We start from the raw sequence: 23,625 nt of genomic DNA, 5'->3' as shown, positions 1-23,625 counted from the left end.
AGCGTTTAGATTTTCATATAACAAAAAACTTCTCTAGAACTTGAATTTTTAGCGCATTACATCTGCTTTGTGGGGGTATTTATAAATTATCTTATTTTGTACGTTCTCTCTATATGAAGAGAATATAAAGAAGTAACGTAAATTTTGAAAACACCATAAAGCATCATTAAGTTCACTTATGAAAGTGGAAGTGAGGGAGAATATGAACTAACAGTTAAGTTTTAATTTAACAAATTAGGAGTCTATATTTAGGATGTCGCTACAAGAAGAGATAAAGAAAGTGCTTAAAGAGAACCCGTCAATCATAGTGGAGGCTTTGATGCAGAAGCCAGAAGTATTATATGAGGCTTTGGCTAAGTTAATGCCCTGGCAGACTGTTTTACACAATATAGAAGAAATAAGGAATGAAATTTCAGAGATTAAGAGGAACATGGTGACTAAGGAAGATGCTAAAAACTTCGCGACAAAAGAAGACCTCAAAAATGAAATTAAAAGATTAGAGACAATTATTGTTGGTCTAGGTGCTAGATGGGGACTGATGAATGAAGACGCGTTCAGACGTGGTATGTATGAGATTTTGAAGACTGAGGGATTTGATGTGGCTCATGAGCTTCTTTATGATAAGCAGGGTGAAGTCTATGGAGAACCCTCAGAAGTTGAATATGACATGGTAATAAAGGATCACGAAACAATAATGGTAGAAGTCACTTCAGCTATAAAAAGAGGCGACTTACCAATAATAAAAAAGAAAAAGGAGTTTTATGAGAAGGAGAAAAACGTAAAAATTACCAGGGTTATAGTAGTGACTCCTTTCATACATGACAAATACGCGGAAAGGGTAAAGGCAATTGCGAAGAGTATGGGTATTGACATCATTTTCCCTTAACGTTCTTCTTTTCGAGAGACCCAACCATAGTATCATCAAGTTAGGTGAAATTTCGGGGATCGCTTATTCTATGCATTAACCTATATTTATTTCATAAATACTGAATTTTATCATTTATATATATAGATGGTCTATTTTAATATTCACATGCAACCAACACTATGATTTCATTTGCTCTACCACGAAGTTATAAAACTCAAAGGGACTATTATTTCCATTCATAACCTTATTATATGATATTTACTTAGCAAAGCATATGAAATTTTTAGAGTAATTTGTTTCATACCTATATTCAGTAATGGCTCTCAGTGATCTTGAGCATTACTCTTTTTATATTATTCCTCTTCTCTATTATTCATATGAAGAGAAAATTAAATCTCATTGAAGCAACGGCTATAGGATTAGGCAACATAATAGGGGCTGGAATATTCGTAATGGTAGGTAGCATAATTTATTTAGCTGGTCCCGGAGCATTACTCTCCTTCATAATAACCGGTATCTTAGCTATGACCATAGGTTTAAACAGTGCTGAATTATCTTCTAAATTTCCTAAAACTGAGGGAGGGGTTTACTCATTTGCGAAACTCACTATGGGTGATTCAGTGGGATTTCTCGTAGGGTGGATGAGAATGATTTCTTATGCAGTATCTGGAGCAGCTACATCTTTGGGATTTGCAAGTTATTTACCATTTCATGGATTTCAATTCGTCATTGCAGGAATATTAATTGTTATATTATCCATAATATACTTACTTGGGTTAAAACTAGCTTCAGAAATAGAGACAATTCTCGTAATTATAAACATTTCCGGATTAATAATATTTATTGCATTTTCTCTTATAGTAGGAAAATTTTCTATCACCCATTTTACTCCAATAATTCCTCATGGAATATCTGGGGTCTTCAGTGGAGCGTCATTAGCCTTCTTCGCTTACTCTGGATTTAATACCATAGCTACCTTAACTCCAGATGTGGAAAACGGAGAAAAGACTGTTCCTAAAGCTATAATTCTTTCCTTGATTATAACCTCAATTCTCTACATCCTTGTGGTGTTTTCCATGCTTTATTTATTACCTTGGCAATCATATGGTCTCCAAGGGAATCCCCTATCTTTTGCGTTGCAAGAAGCTAAAGCTCCAGAGATTGTCACAATAATAGTCTCATTAACAGCAATAATAGCAACAATAACAGTAACGCTCTCAATAATTATAGCATCAGCTAGAACTTTAAAACAAATGGCTGAGGATGAGCTAATACCTAAGCGATTGTCAAATGATAGAATAGCGATAATCATAATATCTGCAATAATGATTTCGTCTTTGTCTTTAGGTAACGTGGAATTGATAGGCTTAGTAGCCAATTTTGGTATTATTTTCTCCTACGTTATAACACCTATAGCAGTAGTGATTTCGAGAAGAAGAAAAATAATAGGAAAATTTGAAGCACCACTTTTTCCATTATTGCAAATAATAGCAGTAGTTCTTTCGCTGATAATAATGACGTCATTAGGGAAGGAATCATTAATGCTCGGAATCCTATCATTGATAATAGGTTTATTAATTCATGAGGCTCATGTTCAAATAAACGTGATAGAAAAGGGAAAGAGATTGAATCCACATGGAAAGGTGTAATTATTTTATTATCATCATTTTGTGTAAGTTAATTTGTTTTTAAAAAAGAAGAAAGAACCGATTTTTAGTAAGTGTAATAAATATAATTGAGTCAGGAAAACTAGATCTATCATATATTAGAAACTATTCAGAATCTGACGATTACATAATAACAGCAAAAGTGTCCCCGTATTAAATTTCTCTAAAAGTGAATCGGAGTTTTATAACCTTGACCTTTCTCTATTTGAAGAAGTTTTCTGCCCGCTTATTTGTAATTGAACTTTCTAAGCCTGACTATTCACTTAGTCTTCTTAAGCGTAACTCTTATCTCCCCTAATCCAATTCCTCTGCTCTTTCCTAATCCTAAATAAGATGATATAGTAAAGCATTTTATTGCCATCTTCTTTATTTTTCTTTCAGCTATATTAAACTCTATCCATCCTACCACACCCCTACTTTTCCTTAAATTGTTCTTTTCATCTCTTCCTATTATTACGGTCTTTGGACTCAAATTAAATCCTACTATTTTGGCTAATGCGTTGGATAATACGCTCAATTTAAAAGCCCTAGTAGCCCACTCTTGTTCATCAGTTCTTCCTAAAATGCTGTAATAACTCCTATAAGCATAGGCTATGATAAGACCTACAGAAGGTAAAAGGGAAAATCCTGGTTTTATATTCTTATATCTATCTTTTAGCGAAGGAGGAAGTAATATTTTAGATGATAATATAACAGGGGTAACGAATTTAACGTAAATGTTGTAATTCATATAGTCTTCAATCCTCATTCTTTGGATATCCAAAATTTCTACACTATTAACTATTAGTGAAAATTTTCCGTAAGGAGTTTCATATACTCCCTCAGATATCTCATTGTAAACTTCATCTATATAAGGAAAGGAGACGAATCCGTTAAGTCTGGAGTTGGCTTTAACGTTCATAATCTTATCATCATCACTTAAGTATCTGAATTCGCCATTACCTAAAGCGGATATGAATAGGGGTTTACTCTTAATCTCGGATTCTACCAATTTAGCGAGTGATGGCAAGAACTTACCTGATAATATTAAGTTCTTTAAGACTTTAGATGAAGGTACCGGAAGTATAACGTCGTGTAATGGAATTAGAGAATAATTAACCTTAAAAATATGCATGGAAAGATTTTGCCCCATTGGTTAATAGGACGAATTAATTTATAAAGATTAGTGTTTACTACTATTCGTGAAGGGAGTTATATATTGAAAGATGACGATCACTTTTAGAGAAGTTTCGACATTGTTAAAGCAGTATATGGTATAAAAATAAAAATAGGCCGTGGTTTACTCCTATGAAAGCAAAACGTTTAGTTCTACAATGATAGCATGAACACAAAACTTTCTCTGAACCTCTCTACTGCCTCTCGCATGAGAGATGTAATCGCGAATCGATGAGGGGGACCTTTGCCCTTTCAAGGCAAGGGAGGAAATCAGAACAATCGTAATTATACTCCTCCATGAATCGATATAATTTCATTGTACTTGTCCGTAAGTTCTAACTCTTTCTTTTCCACATAAAGTCTATAGTATTGTTTTGAGACTAAATCATAAAGCTCATCACCACTTTGAAACGCTAAATTGTTAAGTAGTATGGAGGATAATAAGTTACCCTGTTGCCTTAAGAAATCTTTAGAATAAAATTCCGCATCTCTTATAGAAAGACCAGAAAACCATTTCATTAACTCTATCGCATTATTAAACAATTTTCTAGTGAAATTTTTATCATAAGATTCTTCTACTAGATACTTTAGATCCTCCAAATAAACCTCGTGTGCCTTTTTCTTTATCATGCTCTCTAACATATCTAAAGCTTGTATGTTACTTGTTCCTTCCCATATGGGAGTTATTAATGCTTCTCTATGCCATCTCTCTATTGGAAATTCATCTAGAAATCCTATTCCACCAAATACTTCCATTGCCATCTGCGTAACTTTAGAGGAAATTTCTGCAGTTAAATTTTTGGCAATATGCGTTAAAAATCTAGCGTAATGATATTCCTTGCTATATGGTGGTCTCGAATTTATTGATTTCTGAAACTCATTAATAGCCTTATAAGCTAAAGCCATTCCCCCTTCTATGCTCACCTCCATCTCCAATAAGTCTCTTATCATCAATGGATACTCAATTACCTTTTTGCCAAAGGCTGATCTATTTCGCGCAAAGCCTAATGCCTCTAGATACGCCTTTCGTGCAATACCTAACGCTCCCATAGCATTTGAGAGCCTAGATACCGTTAGGTCTTCCATTATGTAGTATATTCCTTCACTTTCCTTTCCTATCAGATAAGCCTCTGAATTCATGAGCTCAACTTCTCCCGTCGGAACTGAATTGGTTCCGCTCTTCTGCTTAAGCCTTCTGATGAAGTAATTTAATTTGCCACTTGAATTATATCTGGGAACTAAATATAAAGATAAACCTTTAGCTCCCTCCTTATCCTTTTCAGTCTTAGCCGAAACTAGAGAAACATCAGCTATACCTGCACCACTCGCAAAATACTTATACCCACTTAATAAGTATTTCCCCTCACTGACCTTCATAGCTAACGTAGAGTTCGCTCCTAAATCACTTCCTCCCTGAGGTTCAGTAAACCACGTTGCACCGAACTCTACCCTATTTCCAACTCCTATTAAGTTCTTATATCTTTCCTTAATTTCACCTTCACCGTATTTGTATAATGCATATGCTGTCTGAATAGTTATGGTTAAAATGCATGCCACTCCCGGATCTCCTATTAGATAAATTCCGGTATAATGATCATGCCATGTTCCATTATCAAACGGATACCTATTAACGCCATACTTTATTATCAGCTCATTCAATATGAATTTCTCAAATGGGTCAATCCAAACGTAATCAACTCTCTCTCCACTTGCGCTCCAATTGACTAATCTTGGACGACTCTCTAAGTCTACTCTATATGCTGATTCATAAACCTCACTTCCCACAAACTTTCCTAACTCAGTGAAATCGTTCTTTAGGTTAGTATAGGTCTTTAGAAGATCCTTTAGCGGCTTATCAACTGAATAATGATTTAAACCGTAAGCGAACGAGATATCTTCTATACTTTTTAGGGGCATTTAACAAACCTCTATTATCCTTATTTGTCTAAACCACTTCTTAAAGCCTTTTTGTCAATTTTACCAGTTCCCGTTAAGGGAATGTTGTCTACAATGATTATATCATCTGGAATCCAGAACTTATTTATTTTCCCATCTTGAGCTAGTTTCTTAAGATGATCCAATATTTTCTCTTTCGCTCCTTCGGTATCCTTTGATAGTTTAACGAAAGCTACGGGCCTTTCGCCCCATTTTTCATCTTTCTTTGCAACTACTGCTACCAATGAGACAAAGGGAAGTTCTGATATAGCAGCTTCTAAAATGCTGGAAGGTATCCATTCTCCTCCACTCTTTATTATATCTTTTAGTCTATCTAAAATTACTATACCTCCATCTTCAGCAATATAACCTATGTCCCCTGTTTTGAACCATCCATCTTCAGTGAACGATTCTAACGTTTTTTCCTTATCTTCAAAGTAACCGTCTGGAATCCAAGGTGCTCTGAATAGGATTTCCCCAGGTTCATTTCTCGAGCTAGAGTTTATCTTGAACTCTGCCATTGGCACAGGATGAGTAACCTTATGAGGTTCCAGTCTTCCGCTTAATATTGACTCAGTCTCTATGGTTATTGACGCTGCTAGCATATCTGTACCCCCATATATCGCTGAAAAATGCATATCTAATTCCCTCATTTTCTTCACTAATCCATCCGGAATTGGACTTCCACCAATCAACACCTTCAAACCCTTTTTATTTAGACCTGCGTCCAGTAGCATTTGCATCATTGTGGGAACCACACTGATCCAGCTTACATTTTCCTTTTCTATAATTGTTAATGCAGTCTTAGGGTCAAATCTTCCCCCATATACCAATTTCGCACCAAGCATAGGACCTATTATCAAAGACCCCCATGATAAGATATGATAAATGGGTATCTGAGGGAACATTACGTCATTTTGACTTAGCTTGGCCGGCGCATTGTAGTATGATAACTGATTTAATATCGCTAATGCTCCACTAATCATCTTTTCATGAGTGTACATCACTGCTTTGGGAACTCCAGTAGTTCCACTGGTGAATAGTATAACTGCATTATCATGGGCATTACATAGTGACTTGCCTTTATCCTCAGTGAATTTCAGCTCATCGAAGGATATCGTTTTGAGATTAGTTTTCGACTTAACTAAGCTTGCATAATCTTTAAAAATATTATCATAAACAAGAAATTTTGAATGAGACTTATTTAATGTGTATAATAATTGTTCTGGTGGAAGTCTAATATTCACAGGGTAAGCAATAGCTCCCATTGAGGTTATGGAGTAGATTAATTCCACAAATTTTATGGTATTAAGTCCTAAAATAGCAACAACATCTCCCCTGCCTATACCTAAGGATTTTAAATAAGTTATTAGACGTAGAGATTCTTCATAAACTTCTTCATACGTTTTCTTACTTTCAACGTCAGCTATTTCCTTTCGGGGAAATAAGGAAGAGGCTCTTCTCAATATGTAGTCAAAGGTTAACAAGATTCTTTCACATAATAAAATTCAAAATCTAGTATAAATACCTTTTAGAGAGAAGATTCATTAAGTCCCATAAAATCTATCATAGTTTAATTGAGCATTTAGAAGTTTCACGTCGTAGTAAAAGTGAAGGAAATTATTCTCTCACCCTATCAATCTTTCAATAACGTTGAAGATTAAAATAATATTGAAATTATAAATATTTTATTAAAGTAACTCAGATATAAAAACTAGTTCTGGGGGGCAAACTTGAATTCTTATAGCATATAGATACTATATAGAGAATCAATCATACTATTAGAACTGATCTATTTACCATGTAAGTGAAGTGGATATCTTCATAGTGGGATTAAAAGGCTAATATTGAAAACGAGCTGGAATACGAATGTCAAATTTATTACCATTTGATTCAGCTGTTAAAGTGAGTGAATATATCTTATCAGGGTTAAGCTGAATAGGAAGTGGAGATAATTTTATTTTAACTTCAGTACTACCGGCTGGTATGCTCTGTGGCATTATTAGTACAGAATAGTAATTGGTCCCATCAATTTTTGCAGTTAAAAGAATTGTTGGAGTAGTTACTTGTATGTTCGCAATAACATCACCGTTGCTCTTAATGATAGCTGATCCTGTCGTATTTACAATCGGCTCTGCAGTATTGGGAGGAGGTTGTACATCAAATTGAGGTGAGTCTATCGGAGGAGGCGAAGGTAATGTAATTTTCCCTTCTAAAATTTCTCTTATTCTAGTCTCAAATTCATCTAATTCTTTCTTCTCTATGCGTAGAATTTTAAAAGTAAATGTTTTTGAATCTGTATTAATTATTAATTCCCCAGTCTTCTGCTTGCCGAGTAGTGCTAAAATACCTACGATAATGAAGAAGATTCCAATATATACTCTAAGTAAAATTGCTCCTAATACTATAAACCCTACTCCAACTGCAATAGGTCTTTTAGATTGATAATTAGTAGATATTTTTGTTATACTATTTAAGGGTATTTCGGTGATTTTTTCTCTTTTTTGACGATTGTCGATTACCAATACTCTAAAATTTGTTAGACCAATATAGAAGTTGTTTAATGCTCTATGGGGAATGTAGTCGATTAAATTCTCATTAGGCAGTAATAATTTTTGGAAAACTTTATTTGCCACTGAACTAGATGCCATATTTTTCTATATATGTTTAACTTTATATTTTTTTCTATCTAATATAGTGTATTTAGCATCCGAGTTTTTCAATAATAGTTGAGTTGACATATTTATTACATTATATTTCAAAAAAGTCCAATAATATTTAACAAATATCACATCCCTTTATATCTGTACAATGACGCTATGAATTTTATGGGTGGTACCTTCTCCTGCTTATGGATTTTCCTACAGATACTTGCAGTCTTAAAGATCTCATATATCTTGTAGCTTCATACAAGACTTTTAGCTTAGCTTTAACATGATCTACAATCGATGAATAATCACCTTTTAGGTATGGTCTTTTATTTCATTTCCCTCTATTTACTTTGTGGGGGGTTTTTCAAGATTACTAGGGGAAAATAACGTTCTCTTTATAAGATAAACCACCTTAAATCCACTTGAAAATCCTTGAGAGAGTGTCCCACTTGCATAAAATTGAATAAAACTAGTTTCTCTTGTATTAAAAGAATACAAAATACTAAGAAAGTATTAAAAACTAATTGAATTTAGCTAAGGGATAATAACAAGCATAATACTTAAGGGAGACTGGGAGAACATAATACCATGAAGGTCTACATAAGCCAAGACCTCCCAGTCCCCTCTAATCAAAACATAAAAATCTTGTCAAAATAAACTACGTACTAATAACCCTACTCAAAGACTTAGACAACTTCATAATAAGAGCACTAATAGTAATGATAATAATGCAATGCTCCTACAGTGACGTATCAAAATACTAGAACGTTGACAAGGTAGTAGCGTGGTTCCTAAAACAACCAATAACAAAAATAACACTACACAGAAAAACAATAAAACCTAAAATTAAAACCATATTCCACACACTAACAAAAATCTCTTATAGATAAGCTTTCTGCCCGCTTATTTGTTGGAACTCATAACGTTTCATCATAGCATATCGCATGCTTAAGTATGAGAAGTGTGATTATGAAGATCATCGTGATTTCATAGCGGTATATGGGAGGGGTTCTCTGAGTCTCTCGATCACCCGTTAAATGAGAAACATGAGTTGATGATCTCACAAAGGCGGGAACAGTCAGCCTATCTAAAATACTCAAAGATTCACTCTTATAATAAATTCTATTCCTACTTCATAAGTTTTAATTAAAATTTTTAATTTAGAATATAAATAAGTATTGGAGTCCTAAGGCTTGATACCATATGAAGGAGACCTTTAAGACCATTAGCGATATAGTGGAGTTAACGCCTCAAGATGAGGATATGCTTGAGGAAATGTACTCTCTATATCAAAAACTATTTCCAGTAAAGGAAGAAGCTGAAACTATAGAGAATCTTAAGAAATACCTTTCCCTAAAGGAAACTTCATATTATGGTCAAAACAACTACCATATTCTAATTGCAAAAACGGAAGGAAAAGTTATTGGATTCGTAATAGGAGATTATTATGCGGAAGCATCAGTGGGTATAATAGAGTTCTTAGCAGTAGCTGAGGAGTTTCGAGGAAAAGGATTAGGATCTATGCTAGAAAAGGCTTTCGTAGAAAAGGTAAGTGAGGATGCTAAAAAAGTTGGAAAAGAGGTAAAGGGCATACTCATAGAGGTTGAGGACATAGAAAAGGGTATGAAAAACAACTCTATCTTATTTTGGGTAAACCTAGGTTATAAACTAATTCCAATTAAATATATACAACCACCTCTATCTCCGGGAAAACATAGGGCTGAAAACTTAAGATTAATGTACAAACCATTAGATGAATCTGATGAAATTAACGGAAAGACCCTTCTAAATGCGATTAAGGACTATTTTAAGTACGCGATGTCAATCGATAATCCTGAGGAAACTGAGGAATATAAGATAATGTCATCTCAGATCAAGGCGAGTTCTATAAGCTTAGAACATCCAGGAACTATTATCCCCCATGAGTTCTCCATTCACATACTTTTCTCAGTGGATCTTTTCACCTTGGGGGAATCAGTGAAAGTTTTCGATAGAACTAATGAAAATATTATGAAGAACATTAGTAAAATGTGCAAAGAAGGTACTATTTCATGTAACTCCCCTGAGGTTCGAGTTAGAAAATATAGAGATGAAATAAATTTAACCCCTTATTACATAGAGCACAGAAAGATTATCAGATTTGAATTGGAGAATCCAATTAAACTTTCTGTACTTAGATCTGATGGCGAAGAGATAGGGATAGATGCAAATGTGAAACTACTGGGTTTATACAAATCCAATGGAATTCTCATGATCGAATTAGTCATCAGAAGTCACTCACTCATTTTACCTACAACATTGATAAGCATGGTACAACTCGATTCCCTTAAGATTAATGGACAAAGAGCAATAAATTTCATTACAGAAACCATAAGAAAACTCATCAACAAAGACGTTAAAGAGGATATTGACGTTTACCCCATCTTCTTCATTAAGGGGTACTACGGTAAACTAAAAAAGGAAAACATTTACGGTTTCGTTGACCTTGATCCTAGCTTCATGTCAATTTCTAAGGGCGAATTGAAAAGAGTACTTAGAGGATCTAATGTAAGTGTGGTTAAGGGAATCATGGTTATGTACGAATCTAGGGCTTCCTTAGTATTGTGCAAAAATAAAAGCACTCTCCTAAACAACTTTGAGGAGATCTTTGGAGTCCCACTCCATACATTCCTCTCTGATTTCACCAACAATGAAATAGAGATGGCCATAGAGAGCGAATATTTAGGAGAGATAGAAGTATTGAGAGAGCAATTAGTAACCCTTACTTCTCTCTATCATTTCCTAGTTAGTAAAAGAGGCGTAGAGAAAATTGGGGAAGAGTACGAAACCCTAATAAGCTTAGAGAGAAGACTGTATAGGAGATTGCTTGAATTGAACGTTTTGGATATAGGGCTTTATGAATCTGTGAGGGAAGTGATTAGGTTAGGACAGAAAAAGATGGGAATTGACAACTTATATGTAAGGGTAAAGGAAGCTGCAGGGAGTTTAAGTAGAGAGTTGGATGTAAGATATCAGCTTTCAGAAAATAGGAAACTGGAGATCGTACAATACCTTTTAGTAATTCTAGCAATTATTCAGATTATTGAGGCTGGAAGCAGTTTTCTGAGAACTCACGTATTTCCCTTCATACCTGTTATAGGGATAACCTTTACGTTACTATTACTCGCTTACTTTATTTTGCTGAGAAATAGGAGAAGAAGGAGATATGAAGAGTAATATTTGGGGATATATCCTAGCCACTGCCTCTTCCTTTACGTACTCAGTGTGGTTATTGGCATCTGATATAATCTCCTCATTTAGAAACTATGGCATTTCCTTAGAAATAATAATGACTTTCGCTTTGATTCTTTCCTTAATAGCTAACGCTAGGCATGTGAATAGGCTAAATCTTCAAAAGTTAATCCTACCTATTCTTGGAGGGTTTGCCTTCGCCACAGGAAATTACGTTTTCTACAATCTAATCACAGAATCTGGCCTTGGAATAGCCGGTTCTTTTTCCCAGCTAAACCTTTTCTTCTTTACTCTCCTCACATTACGGTCAAGTAAACCTAAAAGACCCAGTCTTTTAATAATAGGATCAGCGATCTCCGCATTAGGATTAGGGCTAATGTACGTTCCTACACAGAAGTTTAACATAGTACCAGCTCTCTTAGGAATTGTAATAGCAGTCCTCTACTCCTTAGGCACATACGTTTTATATATAACGTCTAAAGAGGAACTCCTGAACTCCAGCATAGGAATTTTTCTAGGAGAGGTAATTTTCTTTTTCCCCTTTGCAATTAGGCAAACGATCTCTGTTGACTTAATTCCATGGACGATTCTGGCTGGGTTCAGTCTAGGTCTTGCACTTTTATTAGAGGCCAATGGTTTCATGAAGGCAGGATATAGCAGAGGAGAAGGAAGTTTAGTTAACATACTTAGCAGTCTGGAACTGATACCAATTGTAGTTCTTTATCTCATTATTGGAGGACCATTAGCTACCCTCTACTCCATTTCTTTAGGAATTGTAGTCATAGGAATAATATTATCCAGTATTGCAATATAGTTCTTGATAACAGATGAATAGAAAGATTGGGAGTAGTATTAACATACTTTGAGTTTGCTGATATGAAGAGTAAGATGTTCTCACGTAGTGTTACTCTTCTTAATCAAAAGTAGTTAGAAAGTAGTGAACTACTTCGCCCTTACCGGTAGTCCCTAAAATCACCTCCTTAAAAATAAATTAAAATTAATAAAAAGCGGTTCCATAATTTTAATAAATCGTGATATAAACTCATTCTCTATCTCATTTACAAAGATTAAGGCAAGGAAAAGCTTGAAATCAACCCTCTTGACAACACCCTTAAAGAACAAAGAGTACAAAAACATAGCCAAAACAAAGACAAACAAGCGAAAAACCCAACTCCTAAGAACAAGTAAAAACAAGAAAACCCTTAATCTCTCTATAAGAAGTCTCAATGGGATTCCTAATCCCATCATACAACCTCAAAACCTCATGTTTAGGCAAATCAAGATTAGTACCCCTAGCAATATACTCAACGCGACACTTACCCTTCCTCGTAACCTCACGACCATGAACAATCAACCTAAAACTAACTTGATCCTTCTCCCTCTTGCTCCTTGTAGTATAAGTACCATCATACTCATCATAAATCTTAACATCACCAACTGGAATAGAAATAATGTACTTGAACTGCGAGAGGAACCTTATAACCTCAATACTGTAAAAGCCTGCATCAAGTGCTATTATACCGATTTTGAATCCTAGGGAAAGGACTTGCTCCACTAGCATTTTCACTATCTCATCCTCGCTCATTCCACTTGTGTATTGTACAAATGCGAGAATCACGGTTTTGTCGTTGTGTTTTGTTGTTGCTGTTGCGTAGTTCCATTGGTACCCCTTTTCCCCACTTCCTAGTCCTTCTACCTTTTTCCCCCAGTATTTTATTCCCGTCCAGTCTATGCTTATGTTCACTTCCTCTACTCCTTTTAGTAGTTCTTTTGCAATTTTTTGTATTTCTTGTAGCATTTTGTCTACTAGTTGTATTCCTTGTTGTTCTATGTAATTTCTTATGGTTTGTGGTGATGTTTTGTATTCTTTTGATTTGTTTTCTATTGAGTCTTGCCATATGGAAGCTGATATTAGTGTTTTTGCTGTTTCTTCTCCTTTTCTTCCCTTGAAGTTTAACAAGGAAAGTGTTATATAGGCTAGTTTTTGAATGTTTATATTGTGGGAGGGTAGGGGGTTCATGGGTATTATCACTATTCTAGTATTACCTACTCTCCCACAAGTGTTTTTCTCTCGTTGAGTTCAATTTGTTTCTTGAGTTTTAATTCATATTTTTCCGTTAGTCTAAAATAAAATCTTAGTAATATTTTTTATAAATTGAATTTGGGGAGTACCGTTTATAGGTGGATTTTTACTTGATTCATCTCCTTAAATAAGGGTATGTATGTTTCCTTCTCTAATCGCGATGAGAACACGTTTAACGAACTTATGTAATATCTTCCAGAGAAGGGAATCTGAATAAGCGATAATTACAACTCGTACTTCCAACATGCTATCGTTTCCCCAGTTGATCCTAATGAGTCCCTACACTCATCCCTATGCGATAGTTAGGTTCAAGAGGGTTTATAAGGCTGTTAGTAAAAGCTTAGGTATTACGAAGTACTCATTAGTACTATGAGAGAGGCCTCTTACGGAATTTATACCTTCATAGCGACACTATGAACATACTCAGTGTTAAAAATAGAAAAATTTTTATATTAGTATAAAAGATATTTTTACATGCCCATACTTTGTCCTAACTGCGGTTATACGAATCCAGACGGAGCAAAATTTTGTATGAATTGCGGAAGCTCATTAACTCAACAAATTAGTACGACTAGAGTTATTGTCAAAACGTTTAAAACTAAAAATGCAGATTTAGACTCAATAAGAAATCAAATATCTGATATAATGGACCAAATAGAAAAGGATACTCAAAAAGGTGAATTTGGTTTTCCTAAGATAGGGGATAAGAAGCCATCGATTAGAATAGTGAGCAAAAATGCAATAGAGAATGGTTATCTTAAGCTTGAAATTCAATTATCATCACCAGCATCCATAACTTCAGCATATATTAAGAATCCTTATATTTCAGCAACTTACATCAGCGAAAGTACGTTAAACTCTGGAAATAATGAGATAACAATATATTTTGGTGATAGAAGTTCTCTTGTCTCTGGGGAAAGGTATACTGTAATGTTAGGATTAAACTTAAACGGAGCAAATATTGAGGTACCGGTAATGGTAAGATATCAATCGTAGTAGTTATTAACGGAAATTAACGCTTCACTAAAAACTGTTTAATTTAAGATTAGAATAATAAAATTAATCCCTTTCCTTTTATATAATTATAAAAATAAGTATTTATTTAGAATTAAGTCCAAATTGAAAGGAGAATATTTGATCATTTTTAACGGAAGAGGTGATTCAGGGCTCTATTGCGAATTGTATTAATATCACTTAATTATAATAACGAAGTGAAGAAATAAATGAAAAAGTACATTAGAATAATGTTATTTTGGGGAAATGAAGCAAAAGGAAAAAACGTGTGATGGTGCTAAGGTTGCAGTCATGAAAATCAACCAATAATACGATCTAAATTGTAATCCATATAATCTTCTGTGTATCTTATAATACTCGCTGAGAGAATACTACGTAAGTATTTGAAAATTTACACGAAATAACTTTTTTGTGCATATAATTTCTTTATGTTTTCATTTTCAGCGTACTACATTCTAATTTCTATGACTGAATTCCAACACTACCTGCAAAAGATGAGGATACTCCACATTCCCCTTTATCCTTTTATAACGAATGATATTTTGTCTTTTTGAAATTCCCCTGGGGATAACTTATGTAACCACTCCCTCACTCTTTGTCTCATCTCAATCGCAAACTCTGTTATAAATTTAAGTTCACTATTATCAAATTGAAGATTGGGAAAGAGCAATTTCATTAAGGCACTTACCAATTTCTTTATAGCCTTCTCATCCCTTATCGTAACATTATTACCAAGTTCTATATATTTACTAATTTCGTTTGTTAATGTGTCCTTTTTCATAGTGTGCATTACTTCTGAAAAATAGTCAAGAGCTATTCCATAACCATGAGATAAGTGCTGTTTTGATTTACCTATTTTAGGCAATTCCCAACCCGGAATAATACCGCCAATCCTATCTATGAGTGCAGAATCTCTCATTGGTTGTGGAAGTAAATATGTCATATCTTCAACTGGTATAAATACATCCCCTTGTAATTCAACTTCAACATTGCCAAGAATTACCATTGAACAACCTGAGGTAACTTTTTGCTTACCTCTCTCAAATTGTCCGCTTTCCATGAAATCCTTTAACTTTGCAACTATTTCATCTGGGTTGGGCATCTTAACTTTTGCTATCTCATCAAAAATTACACTATCTCTAATAGCTATTTCTCCCGGCATTCCAGTTCTCAAATTATAAAATAATGAGGCTGGTGTTATCGTTCCACCAACTATTATCCTAGTATATCTGCTAACATTCCTATAAATATAAGTCTTTCCAGTCGCTTTAGGACCGAATTCAACAATATGTAACCCGTCCTCGATTAAGGGCAATAATCTGGAAATCAGTGTGAGTTTACGCTTAGGATTAGAATATACTTCATGATTATAACCTATAGTGTTTATCAATACATCTAACCATTCAATGAGACTAAAGTTTTCTCTACCCTCAGCTAATATTTTTGGATCAGATGTTGGTGCCTGGAATGGTTTAAATTCAGTAACTACTATGGGGTTCTCTAATGGATTTCCCATATCGTCCTTTCTAACGGATTCTGGAGAATACTGAAGTGTAATCAAACCCCACATACCTGTTACTAACGTCATAGGATTCTTATTGACAATATCTTTAGGTATTCTGACATTATTTTCACCAATTGTAGGAACCACAGCTTTATGCTCACCGGTATCTATGTCTACCCAAACTCTTAATTCATCAATTAATTTTATAGTTCCCTCAGTAACAAGCTTGTGTTTAACGTATTCTTTCTCACTAGCATCAAAGTAGTATTTCTTTACGAAATCCCTGAGTTTACTCATCCAGTTATTTGGGTCTTCTAAAGAGAACTCAGTCATTAAATACTCAGCAACAAATCCGGGTAATCTAGTAAGATCAGCCTCATTTTTTAGACTTTTATCTACAGCATAATCTCCGAAAGCAGATCTTACTTTAGCAAACAGATCGCTCATGTGCAATCACCAAGATTAAGTGTTCTTGGTCTTTTAGGCCCAGAAGTAGAGGATCTTTTAGCGGTTATTTCCACGGTTCCGTTCACAGAATAATCACCACATTTAAATGTGTAGTTAATTTTGTGTATTCCTTCGCTCAAATTTACCTTTATCTTATTTTTACCATTTTTGACTTCTAATTTTTGAGAACCCCATGGAGTATTTATAAGTAATTCCGCTTTATCACATAGTTCCTGAGTTGATACTAGAAATTCAATAAAATCCTCATGATTTGATAATACATCAATCTTTGTAAATTCTATTGTTGGCTTAATTTCAATATTTTCTTCCTCATTTTCTTCCTCAGCTATTTCTTCACCAGATAATATTGCTAAAAATTTTTTAAATTCTGATAACGCGTCTTTAGGAATTCCATATAATTCTGCTACAAATTCATCCAATTCTTTTTCGACATTTTTGAGTTCTTCTTCTGGATTTTTTATATTTTTACAGTACTCAGGCTTATCGGATGCATAGATACATTTAGCGAGTCCATGAGCTTTTTTAGATAAAGTCGCTATTTTATTGTGCAAAGAATTTGAAGGATCGTATTTCGGAACTTTAATATGTTCTACAACATGAGTTGATATTTGTGTCTCAATTACGTAGGACGCAACAATTAATCGATTAATGCTAGAATTTAGGACTCCTGCTATATAGTATGCTTCATCAGGACTTTCTGCAGGTATCAACATTAATTTCTCATGAGGGACTATGATCTTCCCATCTATAGGCTCTACTACTGCACATTCAAAAGATGAAGCCTTACCGCTAATAGCTCCCGCTATATATTTCCACACAACCTTATAGGGAGCAAATGAGGCACTAACGTTATTCCTAACGCAATAAAATGGTATTGTAATTTGCTCTGCTCTTTCGAGGCCCTTTTCTCTATATGGCTTAAGTTCTTCCTTAAGAAAACCACCTTCTCTCTTAATTAAGTCTTCATAGAACGTGTAGAAATATTTCCATGTTAGTGGATAATTAACCTTCATGGTACTATGGGGGATGGGCTTACCATTGTTGTAATGAGGTAATATTATGTATCTGTCTCTATAATCTACATACCATTTCTTTATATCTTTTCCTCTTACTAATGGATACACCAGATCTGGTTCTATTATAGCCTCAACCTGCTTTACTTTTTTCCTTTGTCCGGGTTCTGGTGGGTTTGTTATTAGTAGTTTTCCATCTGGAAGCTTCTGCTTAATTTGTACAAAATATACTTGATTAAGTACAGTATACACACCTGCATGGGCCTCATAGCCGGGGAGTCCCGATGTTACCTTCCTTATATGAGGAAGTATACTATTTGTTACTTGCATCCACGGGCTTGATAAGTCTTTCTCATCAACAGATATCATTATTGCTTCAAATCGTTCAGTTTCCTTTATTACTTCCTCTAAGCTTTTATCCGTTGGAATAGGCTTTCCAGATCTGTTTATCCATATTACGTGTTTTATTCCCTTTAGGTTTTCAGAAATCACTTCATAAAGCTTTGGGCAGTTGCTTGTTTTGCTTAGCTCGCAAACTTTCTCAACTACGATAGCAGAGACTCTGTTAACCGCGTCCTCAAAAGGATAAAGGGTCACTAGGTCATGAATAACATCAACCTTGGACTTCTTAGCTATGAAGGTCCTAAAGCCGGCACCTGCTTGAGTCTTAAACACCGTTAATGGCATAAGGAAGCCTTGCTTACCACCTGGCTTAAGGTATAAATCAAAACATCTAGCCAGGAAAAGCATAGCTAAATCTCTCTTGAAACCAGCTCCTTTTCCTAGAATGCCGTATTGCTTCCACAGAGCCTTAGAGACTTCCCTGTAGTCCTCAGGAAGGTTCTCCCAGTTTACCCAGGGTGGATTGCCTACAACATAGTCGAATTTTCCTTTTATAATCGGTGCAAAGGCATTTCTTATAATAGGTATCCATACACCATTCTTTCCTTCTTCTTCTAACTTTAAAAGTTGCTTATAAAGATCCACTAGCATATTTATTTCATACTTTGATAAGCTTTCAAAATGATATTCAATTCTATTTTTAAATTCTTCTGGCTTATATCTATTTTTTAGTGCTATACTAATCTCAGTTAGAAGTTTGGGTAATAGTTCTTCTTTTTCTATTACATCCTTTGGTATTTGGAATTCTCCTACAACAGTTTTTAAAACATACATACTACCATGAATTGTAGATCTTTTTTCTACCATCAGAGAATCTGTTAAATAAATAGGTATTTCAACATTTCCTTTTTTTCTAAGATCTGCTATCATTAATAGATAATTTGTTCTTGCGGTAAGTACAGCTAATGGGTTTAAGTCATAACCAACTACATTTTTCAGCAAAGAGTCGACTAAAATCTCGTCATCGATAAAATGTTCATTAGCGTATTGTCTTAGTCTAGCAATATATCTAATTAAAAATGTTCCAGACCCGCACGAAGGATCTAAAACCTTAAGTTCCAATGGTTTCAAAGGATTTTCTTTCCCTAACTCCTCCAGCCTATTAACACTTAAGCCAATCTCATCCAAAATGAAATCAGCAAGCCAATCTGGTGTATAATATTCGCCAAGATTATGCCTAATATCGCCAGGTATAAGATCTTGATAGAGTCTCTTTAGCAAATCCCTAGCTGACTCTGGCTCTAATTGAGGAGTAGCAGGCTCGTAATCTTCCAACCTCTTAATAGCCTCAGCTAATGCATCTGCTAAGTCCTTGTTAAGCTCATTCAAATACCACGAGAAATAGTCACCCTCTAAGAAGTTTTCATAGCCAAATTGCCTGAAAATACCACCACTTTCAAGTTCCTCTAGCTTTTCTTTTAATCCTTTTACACCATTACTTGTATACGCATCATCGAGTTCAGATATATATGATTTGTAAAATCTACCACCACTATATAAGTAAACAACTTCAGCAGCTAAAAGTTTCATAACAAATGCGTAATAAGTTTGTATAGCGTATAGTAACTCATCATACTTAACATTTTGTAAACCATATTCCGTTGCAAGTATCGTTAGCTCTTTAAGCTTCTCTGGATTATATCCAGTAGCTTGTTTAAAGAGTCTCATCCAATCTTGAAAGAGCATTTCGGTTCTTGGATTATTTGAGTTTACTAATCTATTATAGAGAGCCTTTATGGTATTTCTTGTCACACTACTATTTGGTCCGAAGTCGTCAAGTAAGTTTTTGACGTTTAATGCTTTTCTCCTTAATCCCCTAAGTGCTTCAATGAGTTTAATTATGACTTCTCTTGTAACATCGTATGGTCCTCTCAAAATCCATTTATCTTGTTGTTTGTTATACCTTACAAATGCTACCCTATCGCTTATTATTATACCTAGGTATCTATCCCATTCCTCTTTACTTGAGGATTCAGCCCTGATATATGATATAAGCTGTTCTTTTGCTTTTTCAATGTCTCTATTAGCGATTAATTTTCCTGGCGCTTTATATTCTATAATTACATGACCATAAAGTGCATCAACTCTCGCCCCAGACACCAAAGTATATTCATACTTACCAGCATACTGCGAAATCCCTAATGGAGTTAATATTTTATTTTCGATACAATTAGATACACGAATTCTTAAATCTTCTTCACTATTAGCGTACTTAATACTAGCCTTTATGCAATTGAGTATTTCATCCACATCAAATTGAGGTATTGTTGTCATGCAAAGCACACGTGTATAATATACTTACCAAAAAACTATTATACTTTACTTTTACTATTATTATATTACCTTAAGATATAGCATCGTTATACAGTGTGTGTTTAATACATAATTGATATTCATCTCTTTTATTGTTTTACCTAAATTCTTTATAAGGCACCAGCTAAACATTTATTTATCGTTATTTAAATTCATGATTTACTTCTCCTCCAATAATAGTTTGTGGAGCGTCTGAAAATTAAGATCTCTTCTCTTAATCAAAACTATTCGTAGAATTAGCGTTAAGTATTCAAATGCTACACACTCTTAGCCAAGAATCATCAATTTTTAAGGCCAGGATAATGGTCTAAATCAAATCATATGTTACGTAACGCCAGCGAGACGGCGAATTGCTTTCAAGAAATGACTTCGGTATTTTCCCAACTTTAATTGCGATATAACTTTTCCATTTTCTTTCTGTCTGGCTAGTATTTCTCGTTTAGTTAACCATGAAGAATTTCCCCCTCAAAATCAATACCAAGCTCTATATCCTCACCAGTCAAGTAAAACAATACTTTAACGCCTTTCTCCAGATATCATAACTAACCTATTAGTTCCCCAAATAAAAGTGTTCCTTTGGAATATTCTTAACAAGCTTACTTTTCCTCTCTTTCATTTAGCGAATAAAGGAAAGATGAATTTTTGCCATGAGTCATCAAACTTAAGGAATCATTTTTTATTTACTAATTAATTACTCTTCCTAATTTTTTAGTGACCGTAGTTATGGACAAGGATTTCTTTCCTAGCGAGTTGAATACTAGAAGTATTTAAATAGTAATAAGTTAGATAGTATCTCGTGAAGAGAGTTAAAGTGACCAAAAATTATAAAGTTACTATACCTGCATCAATAAGGGAAAAAATAGGCTTAAAAGAAGGTGATGTTTTAGAGGTTTACTTAAATGGTGAGGAAATTGTCTTTAGAAAAGTTAAGACTACGAGACCCAGGAAGAAGCTGAATGAAAAATTAACTGTTGAAAAGGTAGAAGTATATATTGAGGATGGATCAAGTGAAAACAGTGGTTGACGCTAATATATTGATTTTTGACTACGTAGAGAATTCAGAGTTTCATAAAGAGGCAGGAGAGTTGTTAGATTCCTTAGAAGCACTGGGTTATTTCCACAATAGTCATTCATGATTTTTGAAAAAGGGAGAATTTGGATTCTCATATAGATGACGTAAAGGCTTATATGAGAAGAGTGAAATAATTGGAGAAACATCTAGTGGGTGTAGCATTTGAATACTTAACGCTAATTCTACGAACAGTTCTGATAAAGAGAATAACCTTAATTTTCATTAAGATATTCTACAACAACTAATAAACAAACAAAAAAGAAGATATAATATAAAAATTTTTTAAAAAACTATATTAACGTTTAAACTGGGACTACATTACACTATTATTTATTATCTCTTTCTTGTCATTATGATAACGTTCATTATTAATGATATTACCACTAACGCTAGCAATACTGCAATCAGAGTGTACAAAGAGGATATTTTACCATTAACATTATTCTGATAAGCGACTTGAGAGTTGTTTAAAGACGTCAGTTCATTTCCTAATGACCCCAGCTGACTTATCTGCCCATTTATCGAAGATATCTTCCCACTCAGTGACGTCAATTGAGAATTGAGGAATAAAAGTTGCCCAGATACGTTATACCAAACATTGGTTAATGTTTTATTAAGCTCAGATATCTGATGAGATGATAGTTGAACGTCATTTGGTAATACAATTATAGTGCCAACCATACCCATTCCGTCATGTAGCGTACAGACATAGGTATAAACTCCTGGCGTTAAAAACGTCAAATTATAGCTTTGTCCAGCTATTAATGGCCCAGAGTTATAATACCCAGAACCATTGAACAAATGCCCACCACTCGGTATCAAACTCAAAGGCGTTCCGAATTCTGGAATCGGCATACCTTGAGGAACGAAGGTAATGGTATGAATCTCAGCAGGATCCAATTGAGTCCACACTACAGTATCTCCCACATGAATAGTCAGAGTCGTAGGCAAGAACCTCATAACACTAGCTGAAGGTACTATTACATCTCCAGTAGCTACTGCACCCCCAGAACTGCTCACATTTATATACCAGCCAGCTGCGGGAATGCCGAAACTAGTAGGGATATATGGACTCAATGGAGGAATCTTAAGAGTAGTTAGGGAAACACCAGTTCCATTAGAAGATGCCGTAATTGGACTCAGATTGTATAACACATTTCCTCCAACTTCAGCTGCACCTTCATAAATTCCAACCTTATATGTTTTACCTGGAGTTAGACCACTGAGACTAACTTGAACGGTGAGCTCACCGGGAATTGCCATTGATAAAATGGCTAAACCGTTAACATTAGAATTTACGGGGTTAAGCGTAACCTCAGTGCTAACTGGCGTCTCGAACCCAGCATCTATATGCCATATTAATGTGCCATTCGGTCCCGGAGTTGCTGGTAAGTTAACTTGCTGTAAGAGGGATTCGCCGCTCTGTAATGCTTGAAGGTTCTGTAAATAGGCTATTTGATCGTACTGTGACTGATTCAGAGGATATGGAGTACCTGCGGGATTAACTATTACCACACCAACCATTCCAGGATGAATTGTGCATTGATAGATATATACACCGGGTGTTGTGAACGTTAATGTATAGGTCTGTCCCGGAAATAATAGTCCAGAAGATACTATTCCCGTACCATTATATATAGATCCTCCCATGGGCAATAAGGATTGAGGTAGGAATGGATTTAGTGGTGGATTTCCGCTCAGAAAAGTCACCGTATGTGGTTCTGTTGAGTTGACTATGAACGTTATACTGTCTCCTGCATCAATTGTTATGATCTCTGGATAGAAACCCATGGTCATAACCGACATATCCGAAGATTGTCCTCCAACATAGACTATCCATTGATGGTGAGCTGTTGTTGTGCTGGCTCTGGTGGTATCTGAAAGTAGAAGAAGTCCGAACGTACTTACCACTAGCAGGAGTATTATAGAGAAGTTGACAGCTCTTCTTTTTGTATTTTTATTGCATTTTTCAGTATTATTTTGCTTAGTCTTCCTTAGGCTTACATTAAACTTTTTCATTGAACATCTTTTGTATAGTTATATTTAAAACTAACTATTGCATTTAAGAGAAGTATAATCTAAAATATAATTATCTTAAACATACTTATTTACAGTAAACAAGGTATTTTTTCATCATAAATTACATTCTATACTCTACAATATTAAGGAAAATATTTAATTTCAAGAACCAAGAAACTCGAATTCCTACATAGAGCATGTAGGAAGTATCTTATAGATATTGATTAGAG

General features: G+C 34.7%; 13 protein-coding genes and 1 pseudogene. 6 read left to right on the top strand and 8 right to left on the bottom strand.

Features of this window, described 5'->3' with window-relative positions; genetic code table 11:
- Positions 1-253 precede the first annotated feature (253 nt).
- Positions 254-886, top strand: coding sequence for a PD-(D/E)XK nuclease family protein (locus V6M85_RS02980; protein WP_338602817.1), 633 nt, complete (start codon positions 254-256; stop codon positions 884-886).
- 359 nt (positions 887-1,245) lie between these two features.
- Positions 1,246-2,517 (top strand): APC family permease, encoded by a 1,272-nt coding sequence (locus V6M85_RS02975; protein WP_338602814.1) that lies wholly within the window; start codon positions 1,246-1,248, stop codon positions 2,515-2,517.
- 277 nt (positions 2,518-2,794) lie between these two features.
- Here the strand turns inward: V6M85_RS02975 and cas6 are convergent, their stop codons facing one another.
- From cas6 to V6M85_RS02955, 4 genes are all read right to left on the bottom strand, one after another.
- Complete coding sequence (gene cas6 / locus V6M85_RS02970) at positions 2,795-3,667, bottom strand: CRISPR system precrRNA processing endoribonuclease RAMP protein Cas6 (RefSeq protein WP_338602812.1); 873 nt, start codon at positions 3,665-3,667, stop codon at positions 2,795-2,797.
- Positions 3,668-3,975: 308 nt separating this feature from the next.
- Positions 3,976-5,607 (bottom strand): acyl-CoA dehydrogenase family protein, encoded by a 1,632-nt coding sequence (locus V6M85_RS02965; protein WP_338602809.1) that lies wholly within the window; start codon positions 5,605-5,607, stop codon positions 3,976-3,978.
- 20 nt (positions 5,608-5,627) lie between these two features.
- Positions 5,628-7,112, bottom strand: a complete 1,485-nt coding sequence (locus V6M85_RS02960; protein ID WP_338602806.1) for an AMP-binding protein — start codon at positions 7,110-7,112, stop codon at positions 5,628-5,630.
- 354 nt (positions 7,113-7,466) lie between these two features.
- On the bottom strand, positions 7,467-8,261 hold the full coding sequence (locus V6M85_RS02955) for a DUF973 family protein (protein WP_338602803.1): 795 nt from the start codon (positions 8,259-8,261) through the stop codon (positions 7,467-7,469).
- A 1,218-nt stretch (positions 8,262-9,479) separates the two neighbouring features.
- Here V6M85_RS02955 and V6M85_RS02950 point away from each other — a divergent pair.
- Together V6M85_RS02950 and V6M85_RS02945 are read left to right on the top strand one after the other, a co-directional pair.
- The gene (locus V6M85_RS02950) at positions 9,480-11,492 is read left to right on the top strand and encodes a GNAT family N-acetyltransferase (RefSeq protein WP_338602800.1); all 2,013 of its coding nucleotides are present in this window, start codon (positions 9,480-9,482) and stop codon (positions 11,490-11,492) included.
- The gene (locus tag V6M85_RS02945) at positions 11,482-12,321 is read left to right on the top strand and encodes a hypothetical protein (protein ID WP_338602797.1); all 840 of its coding nucleotides are present in this window, start codon (positions 11,482-11,484) and stop codon (positions 12,319-12,321) included. Before V6M85_RS02950 ends, V6M85_RS02945 begins: the two co-directional genes overlap by 11 nt.
- 158 nt (positions 12,322-12,479) lie before the next feature.
- Here V6M85_RS02945 and V6M85_RS02940 read toward each other — a convergent pair.
- Positions 12,480-13,527: pseudogene (locus tag V6M85_RS02940) on the bottom strand (ISH3 family transposase).
- Positions 13,528-14,064: 537 nt separating this feature from the next.
- Between V6M85_RS02940 and V6M85_RS02935 the strand changes: the two are divergent.
- Positions 14,065-14,586 (top strand): DUF973 family protein, encoded by a 522-nt coding sequence (locus V6M85_RS02935; protein ID WP_338602794.1) that lies wholly within the window; start codon positions 14,065-14,067, stop codon positions 14,584-14,586.
- A gap of 535 nt (positions 14,587-15,121) precedes the next feature.
- Here the strand turns inward: V6M85_RS02935 and brxL are convergent.
- Both brxL and V6M85_RS02925 read right to left on the bottom strand, forming a co-directional pair.
- On the bottom strand, positions 15,122-16,555 hold the full coding sequence (gene brxL, locus V6M85_RS02930) for a BREX system Lon protease-like protein BrxL (protein ID WP_338602791.1): 1,434 nt from the start codon (positions 16,553-16,555) through the stop codon (positions 15,122-15,124).
- On the bottom strand, positions 16,552-20,265 hold the full coding sequence (locus V6M85_RS02925; protein ID WP_338602788.1) for an Eco57I restriction-modification methylase domain-containing protein: 3,714 nt from the start codon (positions 20,263-20,265) through the stop codon (positions 16,552-16,554). Before V6M85_RS02925 ends, brxL begins: the two co-directional genes overlap by 4 nt.
- Positions 20,266-21,100: 835 nt before the next feature.
- Between V6M85_RS02925 and V6M85_RS02920 the strand changes: the two genes are divergently transcribed.
- Positions 21,101-21,328 (top strand): AbrB/MazE/SpoVT family DNA-binding domain-containing protein, encoded by a 228-nt coding sequence (locus tag V6M85_RS02920; protein ID WP_338602787.1) that lies wholly within the window; start codon positions 21,101-21,103, stop codon positions 21,326-21,328.
- A 381-nt stretch (positions 21,329-21,709) separates the two neighbouring features.
- On the opposite strand, the gene V6M85_RS02915 is transcribed toward V6M85_RS02920, so the two are convergent.
- Positions 21,710-23,395, bottom strand: coding sequence for a cupredoxin domain-containing protein (locus V6M85_RS02915; RefSeq protein ID WP_338602785.1), 1,686 nt, complete (start codon positions 23,393-23,395; stop codon positions 21,710-21,712).
- Positions 23,396-23,625 lie beyond the last annotated feature (230 nt).

The organism is Sulfolobus tengchongensis (assembly GCF_036967215.1).
Taxonomy (GTDB): domain Archaea; phylum Thermoproteota; class Thermoprotei_A; order Sulfolobales; family Sulfolobaceae; genus Saccharolobus; species Saccharolobus tengchongensis_A.
The sequence above is the reverse complement of the archived record's forward strand: the minus strand, read 5'-3'. Positions and strand labels throughout refer to the sequence as shown.